The 24,462-nt window shown below is 60.3% G+C and carries 23 protein-coding genes; 4 read left to right on the forward strand and 19 right to left on the reverse strand.

The genetic code is table 11. The annotated features are described in order from the left end of the window. Positions 1 to 111: 111 nt before the first annotated feature. The 8 genes from ADU59_RS19215 to ADU59_RS19250 form a co-directional block, all read right to left on the reverse strand. Complete coding sequence (locus tag ADU59_RS19215) at positions 112 to 1,260, reverse strand: Gfo/Idh/MocA family protein (RefSeq protein WP_068955764.1); 1,149 nt, start codon at positions 1,258 to 1,260, stop codon at positions 112 to 114. A 15-nt stretch (positions 1,261 to 1,275) separates the two neighbouring features. Continuing rightward, positions 1,276 to 2,037, reverse strand: coding sequence for a sugar phosphate isomerase/epimerase family protein (locus ADU59_RS19220; protein ID WP_068955765.1), 762 nt, complete (start codon positions 2,035 to 2,037; stop codon positions 1,276 to 1,278). Positions 2,038 to 2,057: 20 nt separating this feature from the next. Then, positions 2,058 to 2,747 carry a D-lyxose/D-mannose family sugar isomerase gene (locus ADU59_RS19225; RefSeq protein ID WP_068955766.1) on the reverse strand — a complete coding sequence of 230 codons (690 nt, stop codon included), beginning with the start codon at positions 2,745 to 2,747 and terminating at the stop codon, positions 2,058 to 2,060. A 9-nt stretch (positions 2,748 to 2,756) separates the two neighbouring features. Further along, positions 2,757 to 5,222: a beta-mannosidase gene (locus tag ADU59_RS19230; RefSeq protein ID WP_068955767.1), complete on the reverse strand. Its 2,466-nt coding sequence runs from the start codon at positions 5,220 to 5,222 to the stop codon at positions 2,757 to 2,759. A gap of 206 nt (positions 5,223 to 5,428) precedes the next feature. Continuing rightward, positions 5,429 to 6,514, reverse strand: coding sequence for an ABC transporter ATP-binding protein (locus tag ADU59_RS19235; protein ID WP_068955768.1), 1,086 nt, complete (start codon positions 6,512 to 6,514; stop codon positions 5,429 to 5,431). A gap of 4 nt (positions 6,515 to 6,518) precedes the next feature. After that, positions 6,519 to 7,367: a carbohydrate ABC transporter permease gene (locus ADU59_RS19240; RefSeq protein ID WP_244506469.1), complete on the reverse strand. Its 849-nt coding sequence runs from the start codon at positions 7,365 to 7,367 to the stop codon at positions 6,519 to 6,521. Between the two features lie 76 nt (positions 7,368 to 7,443). Next, positions 7,444 to 8,346: a carbohydrate ABC transporter permease gene (locus ADU59_RS19245; RefSeq protein WP_068955770.1), complete on the reverse strand. Its 903-nt coding sequence runs from the start codon at positions 8,344 to 8,346 to the stop codon at positions 7,444 to 7,446. A gap of 123 nt (positions 8,347 to 8,469) precedes the next feature. After that, positions 8,470 to 9,705 carry an ABC transporter substrate-binding protein gene (locus ADU59_RS19250; RefSeq protein WP_068955771.1) on the reverse strand — a complete coding sequence of 412 codons (1,236 nt, stop codon included), beginning with the start codon at positions 9,703 to 9,705 and terminating at the stop codon, positions 8,470 to 8,472. Positions 9,706 to 10,202: 497 nt separating this feature from the next. Between ADU59_RS19250 and ADU59_RS19255 the strand changes: the two genes are divergently transcribed. After that, entirely contained in the window at positions 10,203 to 11,240 is a 1,038-nt protein-coding gene (locus ADU59_RS19255; RefSeq protein WP_068955772.1) for a LacI family transcriptional regulator, read from the forward strand. 69 nt (positions 11,241 to 11,309) lie between these two features. On the opposite strand, the gene gndA is transcribed toward ADU59_RS19255, so the two are convergent. After that, entirely contained in the window at positions 11,310 to 12,740 is a 1,431-nt protein-coding gene (gndA, locus tag ADU59_RS19260; protein WP_068955773.1) for an NADP-dependent phosphogluconate dehydrogenase, read from the reverse strand. Between the two features lie 461 nt (positions 12,741 to 13,201). Between gndA and ADU59_RS19265 the strand changes: the two genes are divergently transcribed. After that, complete coding sequence (locus ADU59_RS19265; protein ID WP_068955774.1) at positions 13,202 to 13,591, forward strand: polyketide cyclase; 390 nt, start codon at positions 13,202 to 13,204, stop codon at positions 13,589 to 13,591. Between the two features lie 15 nt (positions 13,592 to 13,606). After that, positions 13,607 to 13,957 carry a VOC family protein gene (locus ADU59_RS19270; protein WP_068955775.1) on the forward strand — a complete coding sequence of 117 codons (351 nt, stop codon included), beginning with the start codon at positions 13,607 to 13,609 and terminating at the stop codon, positions 13,955 to 13,957. 55 nt (positions 13,958 to 14,012) lie between these two features. Here ADU59_RS19270 and ADU59_RS19275 read toward each other — a convergent pair whose 3' ends face one another. From ADU59_RS19275 to ADU59_RS19310, 8 genes are all read right to left on the reverse strand, one after another. After that, positions 14,013 to 14,729 carry a PAS domain-containing protein gene (locus ADU59_RS19275; protein ID WP_068955776.1) on the reverse strand — a complete coding sequence of 239 codons (717 nt, stop codon included), beginning with the start codon at positions 14,727 to 14,729 and terminating at the stop codon, positions 14,013 to 14,015. 405 nt (positions 14,730 to 15,134) lie between these two features. After that, positions 15,135 to 16,067 (reverse strand): lipid A biosynthesis lauroyl acyltransferase, encoded by a 933-nt coding sequence (locus ADU59_RS19280; protein WP_068955777.1) that lies wholly within the window; start codon positions 16,065 to 16,067, stop codon positions 15,135 to 15,137. 11 nt (positions 16,068 to 16,078) lie between these two features. Further along, positions 16,079 to 17,107, reverse strand: a complete 1,029-nt coding sequence (locus ADU59_RS19285; protein ID WP_068955778.1) for a zinc-binding dehydrogenase — start codon at positions 17,105 to 17,107, stop codon at positions 16,079 to 16,081. A 55-nt stretch (positions 17,108 to 17,162) separates the two neighbouring features. Then, positions 17,163 to 18,446 (reverse strand): beta-ketoacyl-ACP synthase, encoded by a 1,284-nt coding sequence (locus ADU59_RS19290; RefSeq protein ID WP_068955779.1) that lies wholly within the window; start codon positions 18,444 to 18,446, stop codon positions 17,163 to 17,165. Between the two features lie 12 nt (positions 18,447 to 18,458). Then, positions 18,459 to 19,664 (reverse strand): beta-ketoacyl-ACP synthase, encoded by a 1,206-nt coding sequence (locus ADU59_RS19295; protein WP_068955780.1) that lies wholly within the window; start codon positions 19,662 to 19,664, stop codon positions 18,459 to 18,461. Between the two features lie 2 nt (positions 19,665 to 19,666). Continuing rightward, positions 19,667 to 20,152 carry a 3-hydroxyacyl-ACP dehydratase FabZ family protein gene (locus ADU59_RS19300; RefSeq protein WP_068955916.1) on the reverse strand — a complete coding sequence of 162 codons (486 nt, stop codon included), beginning with the start codon at positions 20,150 to 20,152 and terminating at the stop codon, positions 19,667 to 19,669. Positions 20,153 to 20,376: 224 nt separating this feature from the next. Further along, positions 20,377 to 20,661 carry an acyl carrier protein gene (locus ADU59_RS19305; protein ID WP_099050880.1) on the reverse strand — a complete coding sequence of 95 codons (285 nt, stop codon included), beginning with the start codon at positions 20,659 to 20,661 and terminating at the stop codon, positions 20,377 to 20,379. A 132-nt stretch (positions 20,662 to 20,793) separates the two neighbouring features. Next, entirely contained in the window at positions 20,794 to 21,699 is a 906-nt protein-coding gene (locus ADU59_RS19310) for a LysR family transcriptional regulator (RefSeq protein ID WP_068955918.1), read from the reverse strand. 114 nt (positions 21,700 to 21,813) lie between these two features. Between ADU59_RS19310 and ADU59_RS19315 the strand changes: the two genes are divergently transcribed. Then, on the forward strand, positions 21,814 to 22,839 hold the full coding sequence (locus ADU59_RS19315; protein ID WP_068955781.1) for a zinc-dependent alcohol dehydrogenase family protein: 1,026 nt from the start codon (positions 21,814 to 21,816) through the stop codon (positions 22,837 to 22,839). A 59-nt stretch (positions 22,840 to 22,898) separates the two neighbouring features. On the opposite strand, the gene ADU59_RS19320 is transcribed toward ADU59_RS19315, so the two are convergent. Together ADU59_RS19320 and cbiB are read right to left on the reverse strand one after the other, a co-directional pair. Beyond that, a complete protein-coding gene (locus ADU59_RS19320) occupies positions 22,899 to 23,288 on the reverse strand; it encodes a L,D-transpeptidase (RefSeq protein WP_425332037.1) in 390 nt (129 codons plus the stop codon). Positions 23,289 to 23,475: 187 nt separating this feature from the next. Further along, on the reverse strand, positions 23,476 to 24,459 hold the full coding sequence (gene cbiB, locus ADU59_RS19325) for an adenosylcobinamide-phosphate synthase CbiB (protein WP_068955783.1): 984 nt from the start codon (positions 24,457 to 24,459) through the stop codon (positions 23,476 to 23,478). Positions 24,460 to 24,462 lie beyond the last annotated feature (3 nt).

Genomic DNA, 24,462 nt, shown 5'->3' on the forward strand with positions numbered 1-24,462 from the left:
GCTTGAAAACGGAATTCCCGAAGCAGCGACGCTCCGGGAATGATTGTGATAAAATCGGTATATTTTATTGTGATGACGGTGCAAGGCGATACTGCCGCGCACCACCAGTTTCTATCGCAGCAAAGCCTTGGCTTCCTCGATGCCGAGCGCCGCCGGCTGCGTGCAGGTCGTCGTCAACTCGATAAAGCGGCCTTCTTCGCCCGATTTCAGGATCGACACCATGACATCGACGCCATGCAGCGCGCGTTCCAGCGAGCAGCGTGCATCGCGGCCCTCGAGGATGGCGATCGCCATATCGGCAAGGCCGGCGGTGCGGTAGTTGGCCATCATGCCATGCGGATGCTCCTGGTTGGTTACCGAGAACGGATGATCCCAGGTTTCCAGCGGCTGGATGTCCTTGTCGCGGCCGCTGGCCGAAACCGTGCCGCCGAAGAAATTCGGATCGGGCACGAAGAGCGAGCCTTCCGTACCGTAAAGCTCCATGTTGGCATGACGGTGCGACCAGACATCCCAGCTGGCCGACAAGGTAATCGTCGCACCGTTCTGGAATTCGAGCAGCGCATGAATATTGGTCGGGGTCTCCACCGGGATGACCTCGCCCTTGCGCGGCTCGCTGGTGATGGTGCGGGTCGGGTTTGCCATCGACGTCAGGGCCGCGACGCGCTTGACCGGGCCAATGAGGTTGACGAGGTTGGCGATGTAATAGGGGCCGAGATCGAGGATCGGGCCGCCGCCGGGCAGGAAGAAGAAATCCGGGTTCGGATGCCACATCTCCATGCCCGGGCTCATCACGTGGCAGGTGCCCGAGGTGACGCGGCCGATCTTGCCCTGGTCGATATAGTCACGCGCCAGCTGGTGTGCGCCACCGAGGAACGTGTCCGGCGCGCAGCCGACTTTCAGGTTGCTGGCGGTGGCAATACCGCGCAGCTGTTCGCCCTGCTCCAGCGACAGCACCAGCGGCTTTTCCGAATAGACGTGTTTTCCGGCTTCCAGAATCATTTTGGAGACCGGGAAATGCGCATCCGGGATCGTCAGGTTGACGACGATATCGATGTCCGGATTGGCCAGCAGCTCCTCGATGGTCTGCGCCTTGACGCCATATTCCGAAGCGCGCGTTTCAGCCGCCGCCGGGTTGATGTCGGCGCAGGCCAGAACCTTGATGCCCTTGAAGAGCGGCGAGAGCTTGAAATAGGTGGTGGAGATATTGCCGCATCCGATGATGCCGATGCCCAAATCCCGTGTCGTAGATTCTCGTGTCATGGACTGGTCTTTCTCTCAGTAAGTCTTGATCGATGCGATCGAGCGCTCGGCCGTCGCCTTGTAATCCTTGGGATTGTCGTGCTCGACGACGTAGTATTTGGCGGATGTCGCAGACAGAGCCTTGAACAGCTTCGCCCAGCCGACAGTGCCGTGGCCGACGTCTGCCCAGCCGTCCTGATCGGTGTTCTCACCGGCGGCAGCAATGTCCTTGACGTGCACGGCGGTAATGCGTTTGCCGTATTTCTCGATATAGGCAAACGGGTCGGAACCACCCCGGATGAGCCAGGCGATATCGGCCTCCCACGAAAGGTTCGGTCCACCGGCAAAGATATGATCCTGCGGAACCGATCCATCCGGCAGTGCCGCAAATTCGAAATCATGGTTGTGCCAGCCGAAATCGAGGCCGGCATCGCGGAACGGCTTTCCGGCCTTTTCGAGACGTTCGCCAAAAGCCTTCCAGCCGGCCGCATCCGCCGGGCGCTGATCGGGGAGCAGATAGGGGCAATAGATCGCCTTGATGCCGAGAGCATGAGCGATCTTCAGCGCCCGGGCCGGATCGGTTTCGAGCATGTCGAGACCGAAATGGGCTGAAGGCATCGTCACGCCGCTCTTGTCCATGTCGGACTTGAGAGCAGCAAGGGCGGCATCGTCAAGCGATGCATAAAGCGCGCCGTAACCCTCGACCTGTGTGTAGCCGGCGGCACCGACGGTCTTGAGGACATCGGAAAGCGGCGGGAAATTGCGGGCGCTGTAGAGCTGGAAGCTGACGGTCTGCATGGTAAAGTCCTCCTTGGGAACTATGGGAGCCAGGTGTCATAATCCGAGACCAGCAGATGGCTCGGACGGGTGTCTTCTTGGATGGTGGAAAAGCGGCCGACGGGCTCGCGGAAATAGTTGTCGGTAAGATCGTCGTTGACGGTGGAAACCTCGCCCATCAGCACATCGGCGCCTTCGGCCCAGAAGGCATGCCAGTTGCCGGGCAGAAGCGTGACGCTTTCACCGGGCGCAAGCTGCAGAAAGGCGCCGGCCTTGAGCGTGCGTAGGCGGGCGTCGGTGGCAACCACGACATCGGTCGTCTCATCGACGGAGCCGTCGGGAAGCGAATTGTACATCTGCAGCACCAGCGTGCCGCCGCCGCGGTTGATGATATCTTCCGTCTTGACGGCGTGCCGATGCAGCGGATTGACCTGCCCCTTGGCGGTGATCATCAGCTTTTCGGCATAGAGCATGCCGCGCCCATGGGCGAGCGCTGCGGCAGAACCGTTGCGCAGGGTGAAGAGCACGAGGCCGAATTCGCTGAAACGGCCCTTGCCATAGTCGGTGATGTCCCAGCCGAGCCTCGTATCGTGGATCGAAGGCGCATCCGACACGACACGCGCCTGCATCTCCTCCGGCGACCAAGAGGCAAACGGCGGCAGCACGAAACCATGCTGGCGCATGAAGGCGTCGCTCCGCGCGATGATGGCATTGACTTCGCTCCGCAGCATGAAAACCTCCTATCCGTTGCCCTGGCAGGATTGCAGGTCATAGCCGGTAAAGACCGGGGCAACGCCCGCCGCCAGCGGCTGTTTCGGGGTAAAGTGAACGACGCGGCTTTCGCCCGACGTCAGATCGAAGGCGTTGTCGGAATAACGGCCCTCCACATCGGCTTCGATCATTACATGCAGGGCAAGTCCGGAGGCGGAGACCGTGACATCGTAGGTGCCGTCTCCCGCCGAGACTGCGGAGATGGAGAGGCCGGATAGCTCAAGATCGAGCGCCTTGTAGGTGCCCTGAACATGATGCCCCTCGCCCCGCATGCCGTTTGATGCCTCGAAGGACCAGAACAGCAGCATGTCCTTCGGGATATCCGAGGCGGTAATGGCCGTCAGCGTCGCGGCGCGATCCGGGCTGCAGGTGCCGGCTGCGGCCATCAGGGGCTGTTTCTCACCGGACAGCGAGACCAGGAATGTCTGCAGCTCGACGGTGACCGGTGCCGCGGTATCGTTGACCATCGAAAAAGCGATCTCTTTGCCATCGCCGGACGGAATGGCGGCGACCGCGACCGGCTGGAAGAACCGGCGCGTCATGTAGTGCATGGCCTTCCAGTTGCCGCCATAGTCGAGGCTCGCCCAGGAGGCGACCGGCCAGGTATCGTTGAGTTGCCAGTAGAGCGTGCCCATGCAATGGGGCTTCAGCGACCGCCAGAAATCGACGGCGGTGCGGATCGCCAGCCCCTGCTGGATCTGGCTGAGATAGACGAAGTTGGAAAAATCCTTCGGAAAGCGGAAATAGCGGAACATGGTGGCCGCGATGCGCTCGTTGCCGCCGGCATTCTTCTGGTGCGCCTCCATGACAGGCGAAGCGACGTTCAGATCCTTCTGTTCTGCGAACTGCCGGACGATCGGCATCGACGTATAGGACTGGAAGCCGAATTCCGAGCAGAAGCGTGGCCGCACCGTGCGGTAATTGTCGAACGACTTGTTTTCGTGCCAAACCGACCAATAGTGCATGTCGCCGGAACCATCGGCATGCCAGGCATCGCCGAAATTGAGCGGACCGACCGATGGGCTGGACGGCCACCACTCTGCTTCCGGGGCCGCTGCCTTGATACCGGTCTCGATGGTGCGGTTGAGCCGGTCGTAGGAGACGAGATAGCGGTCGCGATCCTTGCGGCTCTCCTTGAACCAGTTGAGCGCACCGACCAGTTCATTGTCGCCGCACCACAGCGCGATCGAGGGATGCGAGGACAAGCGCTTGACCTGATAATCCACTTCGGCAGCGACGTTTTCGAGAAAGTCCGGCGTCGAGGGATAGAGATTGCAGGCGAACATGAAATCCTGCCAGACCATCAGCCCGAGCCGGTCGCAGAGATCGTAGAACCAGTCCGGCTCATAGAAACCGCCGCCCCAGATCCGGATCATGTTCATGTTGGCATCGACAGCCGAGCGCAGCAGGTCCTCGACGCCTTCCGGCGTCACGCGCGAAACCAGCGCGTCGGCCGGGATCCAGTTGGCGCCCCGGCAGAAGATTTCACGGCCGTTGATACGGAAGGCAAAACGGCTGCCGGCGGCATCCTTGTCGGTCAACAGTTCCACGGTTCGAAAGCCGATCTGGCGGGTAACGGTTTCGCCCGCAAGCGCAACGGTCAGTTCAGACAGCGCCTGCTCGCCGCTGCCGGCCGGCCACCAGAGTTTCGGGTTCTCGACGGTGAAAACATGCGTCACCTGCGTTTCACCGGCATTGACGCCGCAGTCCAGACGTTGCCGCTGCCCGTCGAGCGCGAAATCGAGGCTGGCCACGCCGGGCTCCCTGGCAAACAGCGTCACCGTCACCTGAAGATCGATCGCGCCGCCGACCTGCGGCACCTGCCGCGTCGTCACATGCTCGATGCGGGCTGGCCCAAGCTTTTTCAGCGCGATCGTGCCGTAGATGCCGAGCGGCGCGATGGCGATATTCCAGTCCCAGCCGAAATGGCATTGCGGCTTGCGCAGCATGTTGCCGTTGGGGATCGGCGAATTGTCGATCGAATAGGGAATGTAGAATGGTTGTTCGGCCTGCCGTGCAGCACCCGCCGCGATCGAGGAATGCAGGATGACGCGCAGACAATTTTCACCTGCCTTCAGAGCGGTCCCAACCTCGGGGCGATACCGCCGGAAGCAGTTGTCGGCTCGCAGAACCTGCTGCTCGTTGACATAGACGTCGGCGATCGTGTCGAGGCTCGCGATGTCGAGATACCAGCGACCCGAAAGCTCCGCCGCATCGATGTCGAAGGTCCGCTCAAGCACCCAATCCTTGTTCGCCACCCATTGCACGTCATCCTCGTTGCGGCCGGCATAGGGGTCGGCGATCACGCCTGCCGTCTGCAGGGCGCTGTGGACATCGCCGGGAATGGCGATGGTCAGCGCATGACTGTTGTCGGAGGAGGCAAGCTGCCAGTCGCCGGAAAGATCGATGGCGGTGTTCTGGATGAAGGTGGTCATGCGAGAATATCCAATATGCTTTCGTGTCTGGGGCTTTCACCCCCCTCTGTCACCTTCGGTGACATCTCCCCCGTAAGGGGAAGATTGTTCTTTTCCCTCACGCATATCGCGTCGGGAGGGCAGCAAGGTTTCGGGCAATCTCCCCCCTTGTGGGGGAGATGTCCCGGAGGGACAGGGGGGACCCCGCACGCCCTCCATTCAAGCCATCAAACCCTATTCTCCGTCGCCGCATCGAAGATCGAGGCCATCGACATGTCAAAGCTGAGCTTCAGTGCAGTCCCCGGCGCATAGCGCCGCGAACCGGCAATGCGCACCGATATGGTCTGTCCGGCCAGCTTCAGCCACAGGAGATTGTCGGCCCCCATCGGCTCCTCGATATCCACGACCGCATCGTGGATTTCCTCACCGGGCTCGTCGACCTTGACATGTTCCGGGCGCACGCCGAGAACGACTTTGCGGCCAGCCTCCAGAGGTCCGCGGGCCGGATAGGCATCCATGCCGAAATCGACGCCGTTAACATCGACAACCTTGCGGCCGCCCTTGTCCTTGATCTCGCCACGGAAGAAATTCATCGACGGCGAACCGATGAACCCGGCGACGAAGAGGTTTTCCGGCATGTTGTAGATCGTCATCGGATCGGCCAGCTGCTGGATGACCCCGCTCTTCATCACGGCGATCCGGTCGGCCAGCGTCAGCGCCTCGATCTGGTCGTGGGTGACGTAGATCATCGTGTTCTTCAAAGACTGGTGCAGCCGCTTGATTTCGACGCGCAGTTCCGAACGCAGCTTGGCGTCGAGATTGGATAGCGGCTCGTCGAACAGGAACACATCGACATCCCGCACCAGCGCCCGGCCGATCGCCACACGCTGGCGCTGGCCGCCGGACAGCTCGGACGGCTTACGCTTCAGCAGCGGCTGGATCTGCAGGATTTCGGCGGCGCGCGCCACCCGCTTGTCGATTTCCGCCTGCGGCAGCTTTGCGACCTTGAGGCCGAAGGACAGGTTGCCCTCCACCGTCATCTGCGGATAAAGCGCATAGGACTGGAACACCATGCCGATGCCGCGATCCTTGGGTTCCTCCCAGGTGACGTTCTTGTCCTTGATGAAAATCTGGCCGTCGGAGACATCGAGAAGGCCGGCGATGCAATTGAGAAGGGTCGATTTTCCACAGCCGGACGAACCGAGAAGCACGAGGAATTCGCCGTCCTTGACGTCGAGATTGAGCGTTTCGAGAACGGTGACCGCACCGAAACTCAACGACAGATCCCTGACCGATACGCTGTTGCTGTTCATGCCATTACCCTTTCACTGCGCCGGCGGCGATGCCACGGACGAAAAGCCGTCCGGAGACGAAGTAGACGATCAACGGCACGGCACCGGTCAGGATGGTTGCCGCCATGTTGACGTTGTATTCCTTCACGCCCTGAACCGAATTGACGATATTGTTGAGCTGGACGGTCATCGGGTAGTATTCCGGCCGCGTGAACACGACGCCGAACAGGAAGTCGTTCCAGATGCCGGTGACCTGCAGGATCATCGCAACCACGAAGATTGGCAGCGACATCGGCAGCATGATCCTGAAATAGATCGTCCAGAACCCTGCCCCATCCACACGCGCCGCCTTGAACAGTTCCTCCGGCAGCGAGGTGAAGTAATTGCGGAACAACAGTGTGAGGATCGGCATACCGAAGATCGTGTGCACGATGATCAGGCCGGTGAGCGAGCCATAAAGACCCATTTCGCGCAGCACGATGACGATCGGATAGATCATCACCTGATAGGGGATGAAGGCGCCGACGATCAGGATGGTGAAAAACAGGTCCGCGCCCTTGAAGCGCCAGTTGGCCAGCGCATAGCCGTTGATCGAGGCAATGGCGATGGAAACGATCGTCGAGGGGATGGTGATCCGCACCGAGTTCCAGAACCCCCGCGAAAGGCCGTCGCAGTTGAGACCCGTGCAGGCGCTGGACCACGCTTTTACCCAGGGCTCGAAGGTGATTTCGAGCGGCGGCGAGAAGATGTTGCCGAGCCGGATTTCCGGCATGCCCTTCAGCGAGGTGACGACCATCACGTAGAGCGGCAGCAGGTAATAGGCGGCGGCAAAGATCAGCGCGCCGTAGATCATGATGTTGCGCGGCGAAAACATCGGGCGCGGCTTCTTGCCCCGCGGCCCGGCGGCGAGTTGTCCAGCCGTGGCGGCTGTCGTCTTCAGGGATATCGTATCAGCCACGCTTGCGTCCTCCGAATTCCAGATAGGCCCAGGGCACGATGATGATGGCGACGGTGATCAGCATCATGGTCGAGGCGGCAAAGCCCTGACCGAGGTTCTGCGCCTGGAACATGTAGTCGTAGACGTATTTGGCGGGCACTTCCGACGCGATGCCGGGACCGCCGCTGGTCTGCGCCACGACAAGGTCGTAGACCCGGACGATGCCGCTGGCGATGATCACAAGCGTGGTGATGAACACGGCGCGCATCATCGGGATGATGATGAAAAGATAGGTCTTCCACATCGGGATGCCGTCGACGCGCGCAGCCTTCCAGATATCCTCGTCGATGCCGCGCAAGCCTGCCAGCATCAGGCACATGACAAGCCCGGTGCCCTGCCAGAGTGCAGCGATCAGGATGCCGTAGATGACGATGCTGGGATTGTAGAGCGGGTCGAACGTGAATGTGCTCCAGCCAAGCGAGCGCACGACCGACTGGATGCCGAACTCCGGATTGAGGATCCACTGCCAGACCAGGCCGGTGACGATGAAGGAGAGCGCGAAGGGATAGAGAAAGATCGTGCGAAAGGTGTTCTCGAACCGGATCTTCTGGTCCATCAGCGCCGCGAGCAGGAAGCCGATCACTAGGCTGAAAATCAGCGAAAAAACGCCGTAGATGGCCAGGTTCTGGATGGAAATCAGCCAGCGGGGTGCCGACCACAACCGCTCGTACTGATCCAGTCCGACAAATGTCAGGCGCGGCAGAAGCTTGGAATTGGTGAAGGAATAAAACACCGTCCAGAGCGTACCGCCGAGAAAGATGACGACGGCGGTGAGAATCATCGGAATTGAGGCAATCTTCGAATGCAGATTGCGCAACAACTGGTTTGGCCGGCCGGCGTTCGCGTGGCCCGTCATAGGTCAACCCTCCCCTGGATCGTGGTTTTCTTGCGGACGTGGCGAAAGTCCGGATATGGCATCAACCGGGAACTTCAGACCGGCCCCACAGGAGGAGCCGGCCTTCCACAGAGACTGGTCCTGTCAGTCAGCCGCAGCGATGATATCGACGAAACGCTTCTGCGCAGCGTCCGGCGTCATCGTCGGCGTGGCGAAGAACTCGGAGAAGAGATCTTCCATCTGCTTTTGGGTGTCCGCGGAAACCATCTGGTCGGTGCTGGTCACAACATTGCCCTTGGCCAGAATATCGAGGCCCTTCTTCATGCAATCGTTGGCAGCAGCAAGATCCACGTCACCGCGGACCGGCAGCGAGCCCTTCTTCAGGTTGAACGCGACCTGCGTCGTTGGGTTCAGAAGCGTCGATGCAAGCACCTCCTGCGCCTTCGACTTTTCCTCATCCTTCAGGAGCGGGAAATAGAACGCATCGCCACCGGTCGAAATGACCTCATTCACACCGAGACCCGGCAGGCAGGTATAGTCGGTACCAGCCTTCTGGCCGGCAAGCTGGAATTCACCCTGCGCCCAGTCACCCATGATCTGGCCGCCTGCCTTTCCGGTGATCACCAGATTGGTCGCCTGGTTCCAGTCCTGGACATTGGTGCCCTTCGACAGGCGGCGCGCATCGTCGGCAGCCTTGAAGACCTTGACCATTTCCGGGCCAGCGGCCGCTTCCGCATCCTTGTCGGCGAAGACCTTCTGATAGACATCCTTGCCGCCGATCGCGATCATCAGGACGCCGAAGGCGCCGTTTGCCTGCCATGGCTGGCCACCGACTGCCAGCGGAACGATACCCGCCTTTTCAAGCGCCGGAGCGGCAGCCACGAATTCGTCCCAGTTCTTCGGCACTTCGACGCCGGCCGTCTTGAAGGCCGCATTCGAGAGCCACAGCCACTGCCAGGAGTGGATATTGACCGGGGCGCAATAGATCTTGCCGTCGATGGTGCAGCTGTCGAGCAGGCTCGACGGCTTGATGATGTCTTTCCAATGTTCCTTGGTGGCAACATCGGTCAGGTCGCGCATCAATCCGGACTGAACCAACTCCTCGGCCTGACGGCCGTGGTTGAACTGGGTCGCGCCCATCGGGTCGCCGCCGGTGATGCGGCTGACCATGATCGGCCGCGCCGTGCCGCCGGAACCGGCGATCGCGCCGTCCACCCATTTGTTGCCGGTGGCATCGAATGCCTTGGCAAGTTCTGCAACCGCCGCAGCTTCACCGCCGGACGTCCACCAATGGGTCACTTCCAGCTCGGCCGCGTTAGCCGCACCAAATGGAAGCACTACACTCGCCGCCAATGCAGCAGCCAACAAACGCAATTTCATGAGTTTTCCTCCCTCACTGTAACGTTACCGTAAAAAACTTAGTTCAATCGATTTGCAGACGCAACAGACACAACGCATAATTCCTCATAAAAACCAAACAACAATTTATAGATGTATAAATCCTCAAAACTGCGCATTGGCGCCGTCCCTTTGCTGCGCTGCGTATTCGTCGAAAAAATCATATTAAATGCAAATATTTCTGTGTATTTTTGCACATTTGTATAAATTCCGGCTGGCCACGCACTTCGCAGATGCAAAATTCACATCATGCAGCGCATGATTCAACCTTACGGAGAAATGCCGTTTCGAAAGCGAAAAAACCGCTCGACAAGTCTACTGTATCGTTACAGATTTTGGCATTGGGGGAGAGAATGGGCGACAGGTGCCTAAAAATCGCAAATCAGATATAAGGCAGATGAGAGCTTGGGGGCTCCGCTGCAGGGTGCCACCGTCCGTGCGACGTTGCGGCCTGAATACAGGAAGGCGATGGGTGGGGAATGGACGAGAAGACCAAGAGCAGGCAGGCAATAACGCCCCCCTCGCTGAATGAACGGCCGACCTTGAAGACAATCGCCTTCATGACCGGTCTCGGCATCACCACGGTGTCGCGGGCATTGAAGGACGCTCCGGATATCGGCGCCGAAACCAAGGAACGGGTGCGGCTTGTCGCCAAGCAGGTGGGCTATCAGCCCAATCGCGCCGGCGTTCGGCTGCGCACCGGCAAGACAAACGTCATCAGCCTGATCCTCAGCCTGGAAGAAGAATTCATCGGCCTGACGAGCCCCATGGTCGTCGGTATCTCGGAAGTCCTTGCGGCCACCCAGTATCACCTGGTCATCACGCCCTACAGCGCCCGCAGCGATCCGCTCGATCCGGTGCGTTATGTTCTGGAGACGGGAGCCGCTGATGGCGTCATCATCTCACGTACCGAGCCGAAGGATCCGCGCGTCGCCCTGATGATGGAGCGCAATTTTCCCTTTGGTACGCATGGCCGCACCGAAATGGGCCTCGTCCATCCCTATCACGACTTCGACAACGAGCGCTTCGCCTATGATGCCGTGCGCATGCTGGTGGAACGCGGCCGCCGCCGGATCATGCTGCTGCACCCGCCACCGTCCCTGACCTATCATATGCACATGCGCGCCGGTTTCGAGCGCGGTCTGCGCGATTTCGGCGCGACGGCGGTTCCGTTCAACAAGGTCGATCTCGACAACAGCCTGGTGGATATCCGCGCGGCCTGCGAGGCTGCAATGCGCGCGCCAGACGCCCCCGACGGCGTGATCTCAGGCAGCGGCGCAGGAGCCGTGGCGCTCGTGGCCGGAACTGAAGATGCGGGATTGAAGCTCGCGCACGACGTCGACATGGTGTCGAAACAATCGAACGACTTCCTTCAGTGGCTCAGGCCCGAAGTCATCACGCTCAGGGAAGATTTCCGGCTGGCAGGCCGCGAACTGGCAAAGGCAGTGATTGCCCGCATAGAAGGTCAGTCTGCGGCAGAACTGCAGACCCTGAGCTTTCCGGTTCTGCAGAACTGACCGGCACAAAGCAGAACGGCCGCTGTCGATCAGCGGCCGCTCCATGTGCTTTCTCAATCAAGCCCGATATCAGGCGTTCAGTCCGCTGCCCCAGGGGCCATGATGCGCATCGGCGCCATCAACGCGGTCAAAGCCATGCGCGCCGAAGAAGTCGCGCTGTGCCTGGATGACATTGGCCGTGCCGCGGCCGCGGCGATAGCTGTCGAAATAGCCGAGCGCCGAAGCGAGCGCCGGTACCGGCAGGCCACCAAGAGCAGCCGCCGAGACAACCCGGCGAAGCGCACCGTCGGTTTCCTTGACCATATCGGCAAAGGCCGGGGTGACGATCAGGTTGGCGACGTTCGGATCCTTGGTGAAGGCCGTGGTGATCTCGTCGAGGAAGACCGAGCGGATGATGCAGCCCGCACGCCAGATCCTGGCGATCGTCGGCATCGGCAGGTTCCAGTTGAACTCACGCGAGGCCTGCGCCATGACGGCGAAGCCTTGCGCATAAGCGCCGATCTTGGCGGCCAGCAGCGCGCTTTCGAGGTCCTTCAGGAAGGCAGCCTTGTCGGCGACCTTGAATTCGCCGACGGCAGGCAGGCCGAGCACCTTTTCAGCCGCTTCGCGTTCGCTCTTGACGGACGAGATGCTGCGGGCGGCAACGGCAGCCTCGATGGCGGTTGCCGGGATACCCATGTTCTGCGCTTCGATCACCGACCACTTGCCGGTGCCCTTCTGGCCGGCCTTGTCGAGGATGAGATCGACGATCGGCTTGCCGGTGATCGGATCGGCTGCCTTCAGGACCTTCTCGGTGATTTCGATCAGGTAGGAGTTCAACCGTCCCTTGTTCCACGTGCCGAAGACTTCGCCGATTTCCGTGGCGCTCATCTTCAGGCCGTCGCGCAGGATGCCGTAGATTTCGGCGATCATCTGCATGTCGGCATATTCGATGCCGTTGTGGATGGTCTTGACGAAGTGACCGGCGCCGTTTTCACCGAGCCAGGCAACGCACGGGTCTTCATTGTATTTGGCGGCGATCGAGGTCAGAACCTTCTCGACGCGCTTCCAGGACTCTTCCTTGCCGCCGACCATGATGGACGGGCCATGACGCGCGCCCTCCTCGCCGCCGGACACGCCCATGCCGATGAAGGTCAGGCCGCTGTCCTTGAGATTGTCGAAGCGGCGCATCGTATCGCGGAAATTGGCATTACCGGCATCGATCATGATGTCGTTGTTCTCAAGGTATGGCTTGAGCAGTTCCATCTGCTGGTCGACCGGCTCGCCGGCCTTGATCATGATGATGATCGGGCGCGGCGGGCGGATGGCGGCAACGAATTCCTCGATGGTTTCGCAAGGCACGATCTGGCTCTGCAATTCGCCAGCTTCGGCATAAAATTTCCGCGTCGCGTCGACCGTGCGGTTGAAGACTGCGATCTTGTTGCCCTTTTCGGCAATGTTGAGCGCCAGATTCGATCCCATAACGCCAAGACCGATAAGGCCGATTTCTGCCTGTGCCACGTATGTGCCTCCGTTGGATGGCGGAGCGCCGCAGCCCGGCCGGGCATTGGCGACAACTCCACCAGATTGAACTGTGCGGGACATTTTTTGTACGGCGCTGAACGCCTGAACCCGCCTAGCGAATGCTGACGGAGTTTTGGCATTCAAATCGATTAACGACAAGTGATTGTTGTCAAAAGCGAGACTTTTCCGGACAGGCCGGATAAGTTTAGCAGCGTGCGAAAGCGTCGTGCGGTCGGATGGAGAGGCGGAGGACGACGGTTGAATATGGAGCCGAAAGAGCTGGTCATGGCATCGTCTGCCGGACACTACAGGGAGCAGCAGCCGGCGCCATCCCGGCTTGTCGGCCAGCGACATTCGCCGGCAATGCGCCGGTTGATTGTCCGTTTCGTTCAAGATTTTGCGCTCCGGCAGCGGCAAATTCGCCGGCAGCGGGATGAAAGGAAAACACCGTGCCCGCGATGAAAGCAAGAATCGTCCATATCAGCATCGAAAGACACTGGCGCGATGTGTATGCCTTCGCAGCCAGACCGGAAAACATGCCGCTCTGGGCATCCGGACTTGGGACCGGGCTGGAGCCGGATGGCGAGGACTGGGTGGCGCACGGGGTCCTCGGCAGCGTCCGCGTGCATTTCACGCCATACAACGATTTTGGCGTGCTAGATCACCTCGTCACGATGGAATCAGGCCAACAGGTCAACAATGTGCTGCGCGTCGTGCCGAACGGTGACGGGACGGAAGTCATGTTCACCCTGCTGAAACAGTCCGGGATGAGCGACGAACAATTCGAAGCTGATGCCGACTGGGTCCTCAAGGACCTCACCACACTGAAAAAACTGCTGCAAACATAAACAAGGAAGACGGAAATGGGACAGAAGGGCATCGATCGCCAGATCGACAACATCGAATTCGCGGTTGCCGACATCGCCCGCTCGAAGGCATTCTATGGCACTGCCTTCGGCTGGTCGTTCACCGACTACGGCCCGACCTATTGCGAATTCAGCGATGGGCGGCTGACCGGCGGGTTGACGACCGGGCCAGTCAAACCGGGCGGTCCCCTGGTCATTCTCTATGCGGACGATCTCGCCGCAACACAGGCGCGGCTGGAAGCGGCGGGTGCCCGCATCGTCGTTGAAACCTTTGCCTTCCCCGGCGGCAGGCGGTTCCAGTTCCAGGACCTGGACGGCTACGAACTGGCTGTGTGGTCCGACAAATAACGGCAAAACGACAATTGAGATTGCGCGAGGGCAAACCGCCCTCGCCTTTCGGCCTTCAGGCCGCGATTGAGCGGCGGCGGTCGGCGATTTCCTGCAGCATCAGGATCGCACCGATGATCTTGCCGGTGCTCGACATGCATGGCGTCATGCGGCAGCGCACCACGATAGTCCGGCTTCCGACCTCCTTGGCGAAGGTATAATCGACCATTTCACCGGAAAAACATTTGTCGAGGTTCGGCTTGACCCGCTGTTCGAAGCGCTGGATGCCGACGAACTCGACGATGTGACGGCCGACGAGATCCATCGGGCGCTCCTCAAGCCGCGCGGCGTTGACGGGATTGGTATAGAGATAGCGGTAGTCCGGCGTGATGACCGCAATGCGATCCGGCAGACAATCGAGGATCGCCTCATTGAGGAACCCTTCGTCGGCGGCCCGCCCCTTCAGCGCAGCGACAGGCGCCGGAGAAGGCCCCTGAGGCTTTCCGAGAACCTCATCGCTTCCCCGGGAAAAATACCGGTCCGCCAGCGCTTGCAGGGCTTCACGCTGACGCAGCACACTGGAGACGTCGTCGGCTTCCTTGCTCAACAGATCGAGAATGAACTGAAACTGCAGACGCGCTTCGGCGACAGTCTCGGCCGTTTCCTGATAGATCGCGCCCAGAACCGGTTCGATCTCGCGGTCAAGAATGCTGATCAGCAGGTCATCGCCGGATTTGACCGCATATTGCAGTTGAGAATATTTGAACCAGAAGAGCTCGATCAGTGCTTTCAATTTTCCACCCCACTCCACCCGATCTTCCAACATCGCCCGCCCGAGCTTTTGGAAAATTGAACGCAACCAAAACATAAATCGATTGAGCAGCCCTCAGTCTCAACCCGGAAATGCTTGCAATCGCATACTGTAATTATTGAAGTTTACACCCAACGAAGAGGCGTTCAACTCCTCAAAAATAACCTGAAACGTTTCCGGTAAACTTATTTTAGGCACTCAAGATGAAATAAAATACAATTCCGCAGCATTTTTAAAAATGACGCCCTCCGCCACGGAAAACATCCATAGCGCGACCAGATCAGAAATACGACCTGAAAGGGTAAAACCTGTTTAACTGATTCCATTGCGATGCAACATGCTTGAAACCCCCATTTTTTAAAGGGCCGTCCGCAGTCGAACGCTGTGTCAGTCTTTCAGGCTTTTCTTGATGTTCCAGCGGTCATGATACCAGAGCCATTGTCCCGGATATTCGCGCACCCAGCTCTCGACCTTATCGTTGAGCAGCTGTGCCGTCGCGGTGACATCGACGCTGCCGTCAGCCCTGCGCGGAATGTCGATGGCGGGCTCGAGCTCGAGCCGGAAGCGCCCGTCCGGCAACCGGATGGAGCGCGCCGGATAAACCTCGCAATTGAACTGCCGCACCAGTTTGGCCAGCAGCGGATTGGTACGCACATCCCGGCCGAAGAACGTGGTCGTCAGGCCCTTGCGGAACTTCTGGTCGACCAGAACCCCGACAGCGCCGCCCGCCTCCAGCTTGCGCGCCAGCGTAAAGGACGAACCGGCATGCGAGGGAACGAGGTTGCCCATGCGCTGCTTGCGGAAATTAAAGACTTTTTCGGCAACATACGGATTGTTGGGCGGACGGAAAAGCACCGTCACGTCAAGGCCAAATGCCGCGCTTGCGACCGGCAGAAGCTCGAAATTGCCGCTATGGGCGGTGAAGACGATGAACGGGCGCGGGTTGTCGCGCAGTTCGAGAAACAGCGGAATGCCTGAAACCTCGATACGGCCCGGCTTCGTGTTGGCCGGATCGAAATCGAAGATCTCGTCGAGGAAGACGTATTCGGCAGCCAGCCGCCCGATGCTGCCCCAGCTTTCGAGCGCGATTGCCTCGATCTCGGCCTCGCTCTTTTCCGGAAACGCATTGCGCAGATTGGTCAGGGTCAGCCTGTGGCGGCCCTTCAGCTTCGGTCCGAGCCAGCGGGTAAAGCGGTCGGCAAACTCGATGGCGCCTCTGGCAGGGAACAGCTTCAGCGTGCCCAAGAGCAGGAAGACGAACTGGGCGATCGACCACTGGCGAAAACGCTCCGCCGAGAGAACCAGCCGTGTGATCAGCATGCGCACGGCGTTCAGTCCATCCGCAGGATGATTTTACCGAAGACCTGGCGGGTTTCCATCCGCTCCAGCGCCTTGTCGATTTCACCAAAACCGACTTCCGTATCGATGACGGGGTGAACGAGGCCGCGCGCCATCTTCTGCATGGCATCCGCCATGTTTTCCATGCGGCAGCCGAACGAGCCGAGCAGCTTCAGCTGCTGCTGGAACAGCATCATCAGGTTCATCTCGGTCGAGACGCCGGAGGTCGAGCCACAGGTGACCAGACGCCCGCCCCGCTTCAGGCAGAACATCGACGCCGCCCAGGTGTCCTTGCCGACATGTTCGAAGACGACATCGACGCCTTTCTTCTTGGTCAGCTTGCGCACGACGCCCTCGAAGCGATCGACGCGATAGTTGATGACGTGATCGGCACCAAGCGCCTTGGCCCGCTCGATCTTGTCGTCGGAGCCGACGGTGGTGATGACGGTACAGCCGATCTTCTTGGCAAGCTGGATCGCCGCCGAACCGATGCCGGAGCCGCCAGCGTGAATGAGGATGGTTTCGCCGGGCTCAAGCTTGGCATTGTCGAACAGCATATGCTCGACGGTGCCGAACGTCACAGGAGCAACCGCAGCAGCAACAGCATCCACCCCCGGAGGGGCCGGAACGAGCAGGCGTGCCGGAAGATTGACCTTTTCCTGGGCAAAGCCGTCGAGATGGAAGCCATGCACGCCGCCGACATGTTCGCACAGATTGTCGCGGCCTTCACGGCACGGACGGCAGAGGCCGCAGGTACGGGCACCGTAGATGGAAACAAGCTGCCCCGGCAGAACATTGGCGACACCCGGGCCGATCTGATCGACCACGCCGGAGGCCTCCGCGCCGATCACCAGCGGCATCTTGCGCTTGGCGAACGCCATGCCGCGCCAACCCCACACGTCGATATGATTGAGCGCGACAGCCTTGACGCGGAGCGTGACTTCACCGGGACCCGGTGCTTCCGGTTCGGGAAGATCGGTAATTTCCAGCTTGCGGTCGTCGACCAGTTGCAAAGCGCGCATGATATAAGTCCTTACGCCCGGGGGCATCTTTCATCGAAAAGTGTCGCGTGTCGAATTAGGCCGGTTCGGCCGCCATGACAAGGCTGGCGTTCTGACCGCCGAAGCCGAAGGAGTTCGACAGCACGGCCGTGACCCTGGCGTCCCGCTTCACGTTCGGCACGACATCGAGAACGATGGATGGATCGGGATTCTGATAGTTGATCGTCGGCGGCAGCGTGCCTGTGAGGATCGTCTGCAGCGAGAACACGGCCTCGACGGCGCCGGCGGCGGTGAGCGTATGACCGATCATCGACTTGTTCGATGAGACGGGAATGGACGGCAGGGCCTCGCCGAACACCGACAGCATCGCGCCGTATTCCATCTTGTCATTCTCCGGCGTCGATGTGCCGTGCGCGTTGATATAGCCGATATCGCCCTCGCTCAAACCGGCATCGGCAAGCGCTGCGCGGATCGTTGCGATCGCCGGCCCGCCATCGGGCGAGGAACGCGTGCGGTGGAACGAATCCGCCTTCTCGCCGCAGCCTTTCAGGATGCCGTAAATCCGCGCGCCACGCGCCACGGCTGCCTCCAGCGATTCGAGCACCAGCGTTGCGGCACCTTCCGCAATGACGAAGCCGTCGCGGTCCTTGGAGAAAGGCTTCGATGCCCGCTCCGGCGGATCGTTCTGGGTGGACAGGGCAGAGAGAAGCGAAAAGCGGATCAGCGCTTCCGCGCTGACCGAACCGTCCGTGGCAACAGTGAGTGCACGATCCGTGCGCCCCTGCCGGATCGCTTCAACGCCAAGCTGGATGGCCGTCGCACCGGAGGCACAGGCCGTCGACAGGGTCACGGGCAGGCCGCGCGTTCCGAACCGGTCGGACAGACGCTCGGATATCGCGCCAAACAGCGAGGCCTCGTGGAAGACTGCATCGGCACGTTCACGCATCGCTGCGAGAAAACGGTTATAGGCATCGCCCGGCTTTTCGGACGGCTTTGCCCGGTCGGCCAGTTCGAAGCGGGCGCTCCATTCCGGCTCGATCGGCGGCGCCGCCAGAAACAGCGGTCCATTGAAATCGCCGGACAGACCGGCCTGCGCCAAGGCTTCCGCGGTCGTTTCGCGGGCAAAGGCGTAGGACCGCTCGACGGAGTTTTCGGCTGGAATATCAATGAAATCGACGGTTCCGCTGATTCGGGTCGAGAGGCCCTCGGTGGGAAAACGGGTAATCTTGTGGATGCCTGAAACGCCCGACGTCAGCGCCTTCCAATTGTCTTCGAGACCCTGGCCGAGCGAGGTGATGACGCCCATGCCGGTAACGGCGATCAGCGGGCGGCCGAGATGATCCTTGTAAGCGCTGGTCATATCTGCCGCTCCTTATTCTGCTGCCGAGAGAACGGCGATGCCTTCGCCGCGTGCATGACCGATCGTCGTGACGATGGCCGTCGTGGCAGGTTTTTCCATGGGCGCTTCAGCCGCCGGATCGAAGGGTGGAACCTTGGCGCCAGAACCGAGCGCCAACGCTGCGAAAGCAAGACCCAGCGGGAACTGCGCTTCCAGCCCATGCCCGGCAAGCCCGCCATAGGCGCGAATCGCTGCCTTCGGGAACTGGGCATCCAGGAACGCCCTTTCGCGGGCTGCGAGATCGTGAAATCCGGTCGTGCCGGAAAACACGATCGTTGCGGCCGGATCGGCATCGGCCGCAGGCTTCGTCAGATAGTCCAGCCGCTGCTCAAGGCGGTCGCCGTCACGGCTGCCCCGGTCGCCACCGATCGCATCGATCGTCGCGTAGATGCGCGCGCCGCGCGCTTCAGCGTGTTCGCGCGATTCCAGCATCAAAAAGGCACCGACCGAGCCGAGGATCATGCCGCCACCATCTTCCGGCTTGCGCGACCAGATCGGATGATAGCCACCAAGCGCATGGCCCTGGATCGCTTCGATAAGCAGGATCATGTCGAGACGTTCGGCTGAAAAGGCGCCGCCGACCAGCGTATGGGTCGACTGTCCAGCCTTGATACGGGCAAAGGCGGTTTCGATCGCCGAAATCCCCGCGCCTTCTTCCCCCATGAAGGTTCGCGAAGAGCCCGTGACCTTGTGGACGATTGAGATATTGCCGGCCAGCAGATTGGAAAGCTGCGCCAGGAACAGCGTCGGGCGCAGCTCCGTCGTCAGTTTTTCATTGAGCAGCTGTTCGCGGTCATTGCGCTTGAGGGCTTCGTCGACGATCAGCGAATCGACATTGATATCGCGCTCGCCGCCGCCGGCCGCCACGATCATGTCCATGCTGCCGCAGGCGTCCAGATCGTCCTTGAACCCGGCATCGTCAAGTGCCAGGCCGGCGCTGAAGACGCCGAGGCGCTGCCAGTTTTCCATCTGGCGCTGGTCGCCGCGCTTGGCGATCTGCTGGGACCAATCGATTTCCGGCAGCGGATGCACCGGATAAGGCGCGAAACGTTCGGTATCGACACGAACCACCGGCGGCTGGCCGGCCGTCAGAAGTGCTGTGTGCACTTCGGTACCGACGCCCTGGCTGGTGACGATGCCGACACCGGTGATCACGACATCATTGGCGGACTTGCTCATCGTCATTCCTCCGTCGTGGCCGAATGCGCCATAGCGGCGATCAGCCCCACTTCTTCGGCACGTTTCCTGACGATCGGGCCGAGCGGCACCTGATCGAACGGCATGGTGCGCAATTTCAGCTGCGCATCGCAGACTTTCTTGCCCTGCGAGGTGATCTTTGCCTTCACGACGGCAAAACCGGAGCCGTCATGCTCCAGAAAGGCTTCGATGTCGAGCACCGCTTCCGGCTCGACAAAGGTGCGCATCTTGGCGCTGTCGACCGACATCAGGAACGGCATGGCAGCGAAATCGGTGGCGGCCAGCACGAGAAAACCACAGGCCTGTGCCATCGTCTCGATCAGGAGAACGCCGGGAACCAGCGGGTAGCCGGGGAAATGCCCCTCGAAAACAGGGCTTTTGGCCGGAACGACCGATCGCGCCGTCAGCGTCTTGGCGTTGAGATCGACCGTCTCGACCCGATCGATCATCTGAAAATATTCAAGGAGCATCAGGAGCAAATCCAGCTTGGCCCGGAGCACGGCGCTTTGAAGACAGCGCCGGCAAGACTCCGGATTTCAAATCAGCGCATGACCCCGCCCGAAACCGGTCCGGTGTCGCGATCATGCGACCGTCAAGTAAAAACGCAAATGCCGCCTGTCAAGCGCAGACCACGCGACAGGCGGCATTGATATCGTTCATACGCGTGTTCCGCGCGTCAAACGCAGGATATGTTTCAGGCCTTGGCGGCCTTCAGTTCGTCGATCTTGGCGCAGAGGTTCTTCAGGACGAAATACTCTTCCGTCGAAACTTTGCCTTCGTTGACTTCCTGCGTCCACTGCTCAAGCGGGATCTTGATGCCGAATTCCTTGTCGATCGCAAACACGATGTCGAGGAAGTCCAGGCTGTCGATACCGAGATCGTCGATGGTGTGGCTCTCGGGCGTGATCGTCTCGCGATCGATCTCGCTGGTTTCTGCAATGATGTCGGCAACCTTGTCGAATGTAGCTGTCACGCCCATACCTCTTTAGAATACATGTTTGGCCGATCCTATAGGTAAATGCGGCCGAAAAGCCAATGGCCTTGAGCCCAAGAGTTGCATTTAGAACAACTGTGTTGCGCAAACAGCAGGATATGCGCGCAATCCCTGCCCTCAAAGGCCGGTCGCGGCAGGCAGACGGGCTGCCAGCGCATCGATGGCAAGCCTCACCCTGAGCGGCAGATGCGGCGTTTTCGGCCAAACGGCGTAGCAATCGAAAGACAATCGGCGTTCATTTTCGAAGAGCCGGACAAGGCTGCCGGCCCGAACCCTTTCCTGGACCAGCCAGCAGGGCAGCCAGACAATCCCAAGCCCTGCGACAGCGGCATCGGCGATCATTTCCAGATCGTCGAAGCGCATGCGTGAACGCGGCAGGATTTCCGCATCCGGCCCACTCTCCGCCGGGAAAAGCCATGAGCGGATACGCCCGGACCTGGCATACAGGATTGCAGGATGTTCAAGCAGCTCCTCCCTGGTCTTCGGCACGCCATGGCTGCGCAGATATTCCGGAGACGCGCAGACCGTCATACGCTGATGCGAAAGTCGGCGGGTCATCAACCCGGGCCATTCGCTGAGCGGGCCATTGCGGATAGCGAGATCGAATCCGTCTTCGACGATGTCGACCCGGCTGTCGGTGAAATTCAGATCGAGTTCGAGCTTCGGATGCTCGCCAGCAAGCTTCAGTAGAATCGGCGCGACACAGCGGCGGCCAAACAGGACTGGCATGGAGATCCGCAGGCGACCCACGACTTCCTTGCGGCCTGATTCGAGCATCGCTTCGCCTGCCCGCAACTCCTCCAGCGCCCGCAGGCAACGCTCATAAAAGGCCTGTCCGTCCTCAGTCAGCGTCTGACTGCGCGTAGTGCGATGAAAAAGCCGAGCGCCGAGCCGATCTTCCAGCCGCGCAATCGTCTTGCCAACGGCCGAGCGGGACAGATTTAGTCGCTGGGCCGCCGCGGAAAAGCTGTCAGCCTCGACGGCCTCGACAAAGACGGACACGCCACTCAAACGATCGTTCATCTGTTTGTAGCCCTCAAGGAACCAATGATCGGAAATCATATCGCCACTGGCGAATGAAACGCAATGCTAGTTTAGCCTCATAGCTTGGAACAAACCAAAAGCAGGAGACGAAACATGACGGACCTCATGAGGCGCTGGTCGATGGCGGCCATCGGCCGTGATAAACTGAAACTCGAGACTGTTGGTATCCCGCAACCGGGACAAGGCGAAATCCGCGTAAAGGTTTCTGCCGCATCGCTCAACTATCGCGACAAGCTGGTGATCGAGACGGGGATGGGACTGCCCCTTCCCGATCCCTTCATTCCCGTTTCAGATATGGCGGGCGTGGTCGATGCAATTGGAACCAGTGTCACGCGGTTCAAGCCCGGCGACCGGGTGATGTCCACTTTCAAACCGGACTGGATCGACGCGGGAGACAACGGCAATGCCCGCACACCGGCCTACAAGACCCTTGGCGGCGCATACCAGGGCGTGCTTGCCGACTACGTGGTGTTCCCGGAGAGCTGGTTTGTCGCGTCGCCTCGCAGCCTTGATGACGCCGAGGCAAGCACCCTGCCCGTCGCGGGATTAACTGCATGGTTCTCGTTGATTGAACTCGGCAAACTCAAGGCGGGGTCGACCGTGCTCGTCCAGGGAACAGGCGGCGTCGCGTTGTTCGGGCTTCAGATCGCCAAAGCGCATGGCGCCAACGTTATCGTGACGTCACGTAGCGACGAGAAACTGGAACGGGCCAAGGCGCTCGGCGCCGACCATGGCATCAACAGCAGCAATGAGGACTGGGTCGAAGCCATCTACAGGATCACCGGTGATGAAGGCGCCCATCATATCCTGGAAATCACCGGAGGCCCCAATCTCGGGCAGTCGATCCACGCGGTGGCCGTTCACGGACGAATATCGGTCATCGGTGTTTTCGAAGGTTTCGAGATCGCCGGACCGGCAGCTCCGCTGCTTTTGAAGTCACCGATCATTCAGGGCATCAGCGTCGGCCACCGGCGGGCCTTTGAAGATTTTGTCCGGGCCATCGATTCGACGGAACTGAAACCGGTCATTGACAAACGGTATCCGCTGGAAGACCTGCATTCAGCACTCGAGCACCTTTATCGCGGGGCGTTCGGCAAGATCGTCATCGACCTGAACTGAACAGCACAAAACCATGAGGCCGGCGTCACCGTCAGCCTCATGGTCGGCCTCTTGCCCAATCAGCGCGTCACGACGATCTGGGTGTTCTTCAGGCCATACTGGCTGGCAAGCGAGAAGAACTCCGCGGCATTGTCCGGATGCAGGCGGATGCAGCCGTGCGAGGCCGGGCGGCCGAGGCGTTTGAGGTCGAAGGTCGCGTGGACGGCGTAACCGCCGTTGAAGAACACCGCATAGGGCATGGGCGCATCGTCATACTTGCGCGAGCGATGGTTTTTCGACAGCCACTTGGCGCTCCAGCTTCCCTGCGGCGTAACATAACCCTTGCGCGCCGTGGAGACTTTCCAGCGATACCGCACGGAACCGTTCTGCGACACCGTCATCGTCTGGGAAGAAAGGCTGATTTTGGCAACAAGATTGGTCGCGAAGGCAGAAGGAGAATGGAACTGCATGAACAACAGGACCAGAAAGCCGACGAAGAATCTACGCATGAAAAATCCTCTCCGAATTTACGCATCTTTTTACTGGTGTCCCAACACGACACAGACTTTACAGCCATCGCGATGATAGACGTTTAAGAAAATTGGAAAATTCGGGATTAACGAGGCACGGATACAGTTTTCTATCCGAGTAACAGCTTCAAACTATACTGGCGATGGCGGCGGCAAGTGCGACCAGGACTGCGAGCGTCATGCAGGCGCCGTAAAATATCGAAACGCCACTTTGCACATCGCCGGCGGTTGCCACCGGCCGGCCGGCGCCATGGATCATCGGTTCATGCACCAGCGTGCCGGAATAGATCCGCGGCCCCGCCAGCTGCACGTCGAGCGCACCGGCCATTGCCGCTTCCGGCCATCCGGAATTGGGCGAACGATGCAGCCCGTGGTCGCGCAGTGCCGTGCCGAGCGCATTGCGCGCCGCCCGCCGCCCGCTGATGATCGCTGCGCCAGCGGCAATCAACAGGATGGACAGCCGGGCTGCCGGAATATTGGCGAGATCGTCGAGGCGGGCCGAAGCCCAGCCGAAATGGAGATATTTCGGGCTCTTGTGACCGATCATCGAATCGGCGGTGTTGAGCATCTTGTAGGCAAGCAATCCAGGCAGGCCGAGCAGCGCATACCAGAATGCCGGCGCGACGACGCCGTCGGAAAAATTCTCGGCCAGGCTCTCGATCGCCGCGCGGCACACGGCCGGTTCGTCCAGCGTCTCCGGATCGCGCCCGACGATCATCGCGACCGCCTTGCGGCCGCCCTCCAGTCCGCCGGAGCGCAACCCGGCCGCGACCTGCAACACATGATCGGCAAGGCTCTTCTGCGCCAGGAAGACCGCAACGACGATTGTTTCGAGCACCCACCCGAAAAGCCCGATCTGCACGAACAGCCGGTGCAGCAGCCAGCCGCAGACGAGGCTCCACAGCAGCAGTCCGGCAATCGTGAGAACACCGCTGATCCGCAAGGCGTCGCCCCCGAGGCGCTTGCGGTTGAACGTCCGGTCACACCAGCCGATCATTGTGCCGAAGAGCACGACCGGATGCGGCAACCGCCGCCATAGCCATTCGGGATCGCCAACGATCCGGTCGAGCACCAGAGCAGCCATCAGCACGACAAAAATTTCGGTCGACATGCG

Origin of the sequence: Pararhizobium polonicum (genome assembly GCF_001687365.1) — a bacterium.
GTDB classification, from domain to species: Bacteria; Pseudomonadota; Alphaproteobacteria; order Rhizobiales; family Rhizobiaceae; genus Pararhizobium; species Pararhizobium polonicum.

Excerpts from the sequence above, each read along its gene's own strand:
- ADU59_RS19280 (WP_068955777.1), bottom strand. The coding sequence starts at position 16,067 with ATGCTGATCACACGGCTGGTTCTCTCGGCGGAGCGTTTTCGCCAGTGG.
- ADU59_RS19225 (WP_068955766.1), bottom strand. The coding sequence starts at position 2,747 with ATGCTGCGGAGCGAAGTCAATGCCATCATCGCGCGGAGCGACGCCTTC.
- ADU59_RS19235 (WP_068955768.1), bottom strand. The coding sequence starts at position 6,514 with ATGAACAGCAACAGCGTATCGGTCAGGGATCTGTCGTTGAGTTTCGGT.
- ADU59_RS19240 (WP_244506469.1), bottom strand. The coding sequence starts at position 7,367 with ATGTTTTCGCCGCGCAACATCATGATCTACGGCGCGCTGATCTTTGCC.
- ADU59_RS19300 (WP_068955916.1), bottom strand. The coding sequence starts at position 20,152 with ATGCTCCTTGAATATTTTCAGATGATCGATCGGGTCGAGACGGTCGAT.
- ADU59_RS19250 (WP_068955771.1), bottom strand. The coding sequence starts at position 9,705 with ATGAAATTGCGTTTGTTGGCTGCTGCATTGGCGGCGAGTGTAGTGCTT.
- ADU59_RS19285 (WP_068955778.1), bottom strand. The coding sequence starts at position 17,107 with ATGCGCGCTTTGCAACTGGTCGACGACCGCAAGCTGGAAATTACCGAT.
- ADU59_RS19305 (WP_099050880.1), bottom strand. The coding sequence starts at position 20,661 with ATGGGCGTGACAGCTACATTCGACAAGGTTGCCGACATCATTGCAGAA.
- ADU59_RS19265 (WP_068955774.1), top strand. The coding sequence starts at position 13,202 with ATGAAAGCAAGAATCGTCCATATCAGCATCGAAAGACACTGGCGCGAT.
- ADU59_RS19245 (WP_068955770.1), bottom strand. The coding sequence starts at position 8,346 with ATGACGGGCCACGCGAACGCCGGCCGGCCAAACCAGTTGTTGCGCAAT.
- ADU59_RS19315 (WP_068955781.1), top strand. The coding sequence starts at position 21,814 with ATGACGGACCTCATGAGGCGCTGGTCGATGGCGGCCATCGGCCGTGAT.
- ADU59_RS19215 (WP_068955764.1), bottom strand. The coding sequence starts at position 1,260 with ATGACACGAGAATCTACGACACGGGATTTGGGCATCGGCATCATCGGA.
- ADU59_RS19320 (WP_425332037.1), bottom strand. The coding sequence starts at position 23,288 with ATGCAGTTCCATTCTCCTTCTGCCTTCGCGACCAATCTTGTTGCCAAA.
- ADU59_RS19220 (WP_068955765.1), bottom strand. The coding sequence starts at position 2,037 with ATGCAGACCGTCAGCTTCCAGCTCTACAGCGCCCGCAATTTCCCGCCG.
- cbiB (WP_068955783.1), bottom strand. The coding sequence starts at position 24,459 with ATGTCGACCGAAATTTTTGTCGTGCTGATGGCTGCTCTGGTGCTCGAC.
- ADU59_RS19295 (WP_068955780.1), bottom strand. The coding sequence starts at position 19,664 with ATGAGCAAGTCCGCCAATGATGTCGTGATCACCGGTGTCGGCATCGTC.
- ADU59_RS19230 (WP_068955767.1), bottom strand. The coding sequence starts at position 5,222 with ATGACCACCTTCATCCAGAACACCGCCATCGATCTTTCCGGCGACTGG.
- ADU59_RS19310 (WP_068955918.1), bottom strand. The coding sequence starts at position 21,699 with ATGAACGATCGTTTGAGTGGCGTGTCCGTCTTTGTCGAGGCCGTCGAG.
- ADU59_RS19270 (WP_068955775.1), top strand. The coding sequence starts at position 13,607 with ATGGGACAGAAGGGCATCGATCGCCAGATCGACAACATCGAATTCGCG.
- ADU59_RS19255 (WP_068955772.1), top strand. The coding sequence starts at position 10,203 with ATGGACGAGAAGACCAAGAGCAGGCAGGCAATAACGCCCCCCTCGCTG.
- ADU59_RS19290 (WP_068955779.1), bottom strand. The coding sequence starts at position 18,446 with ATGACCAGCGCTTACAAGGATCATCTCGGCCGCCCGCTGATCGCCGTT.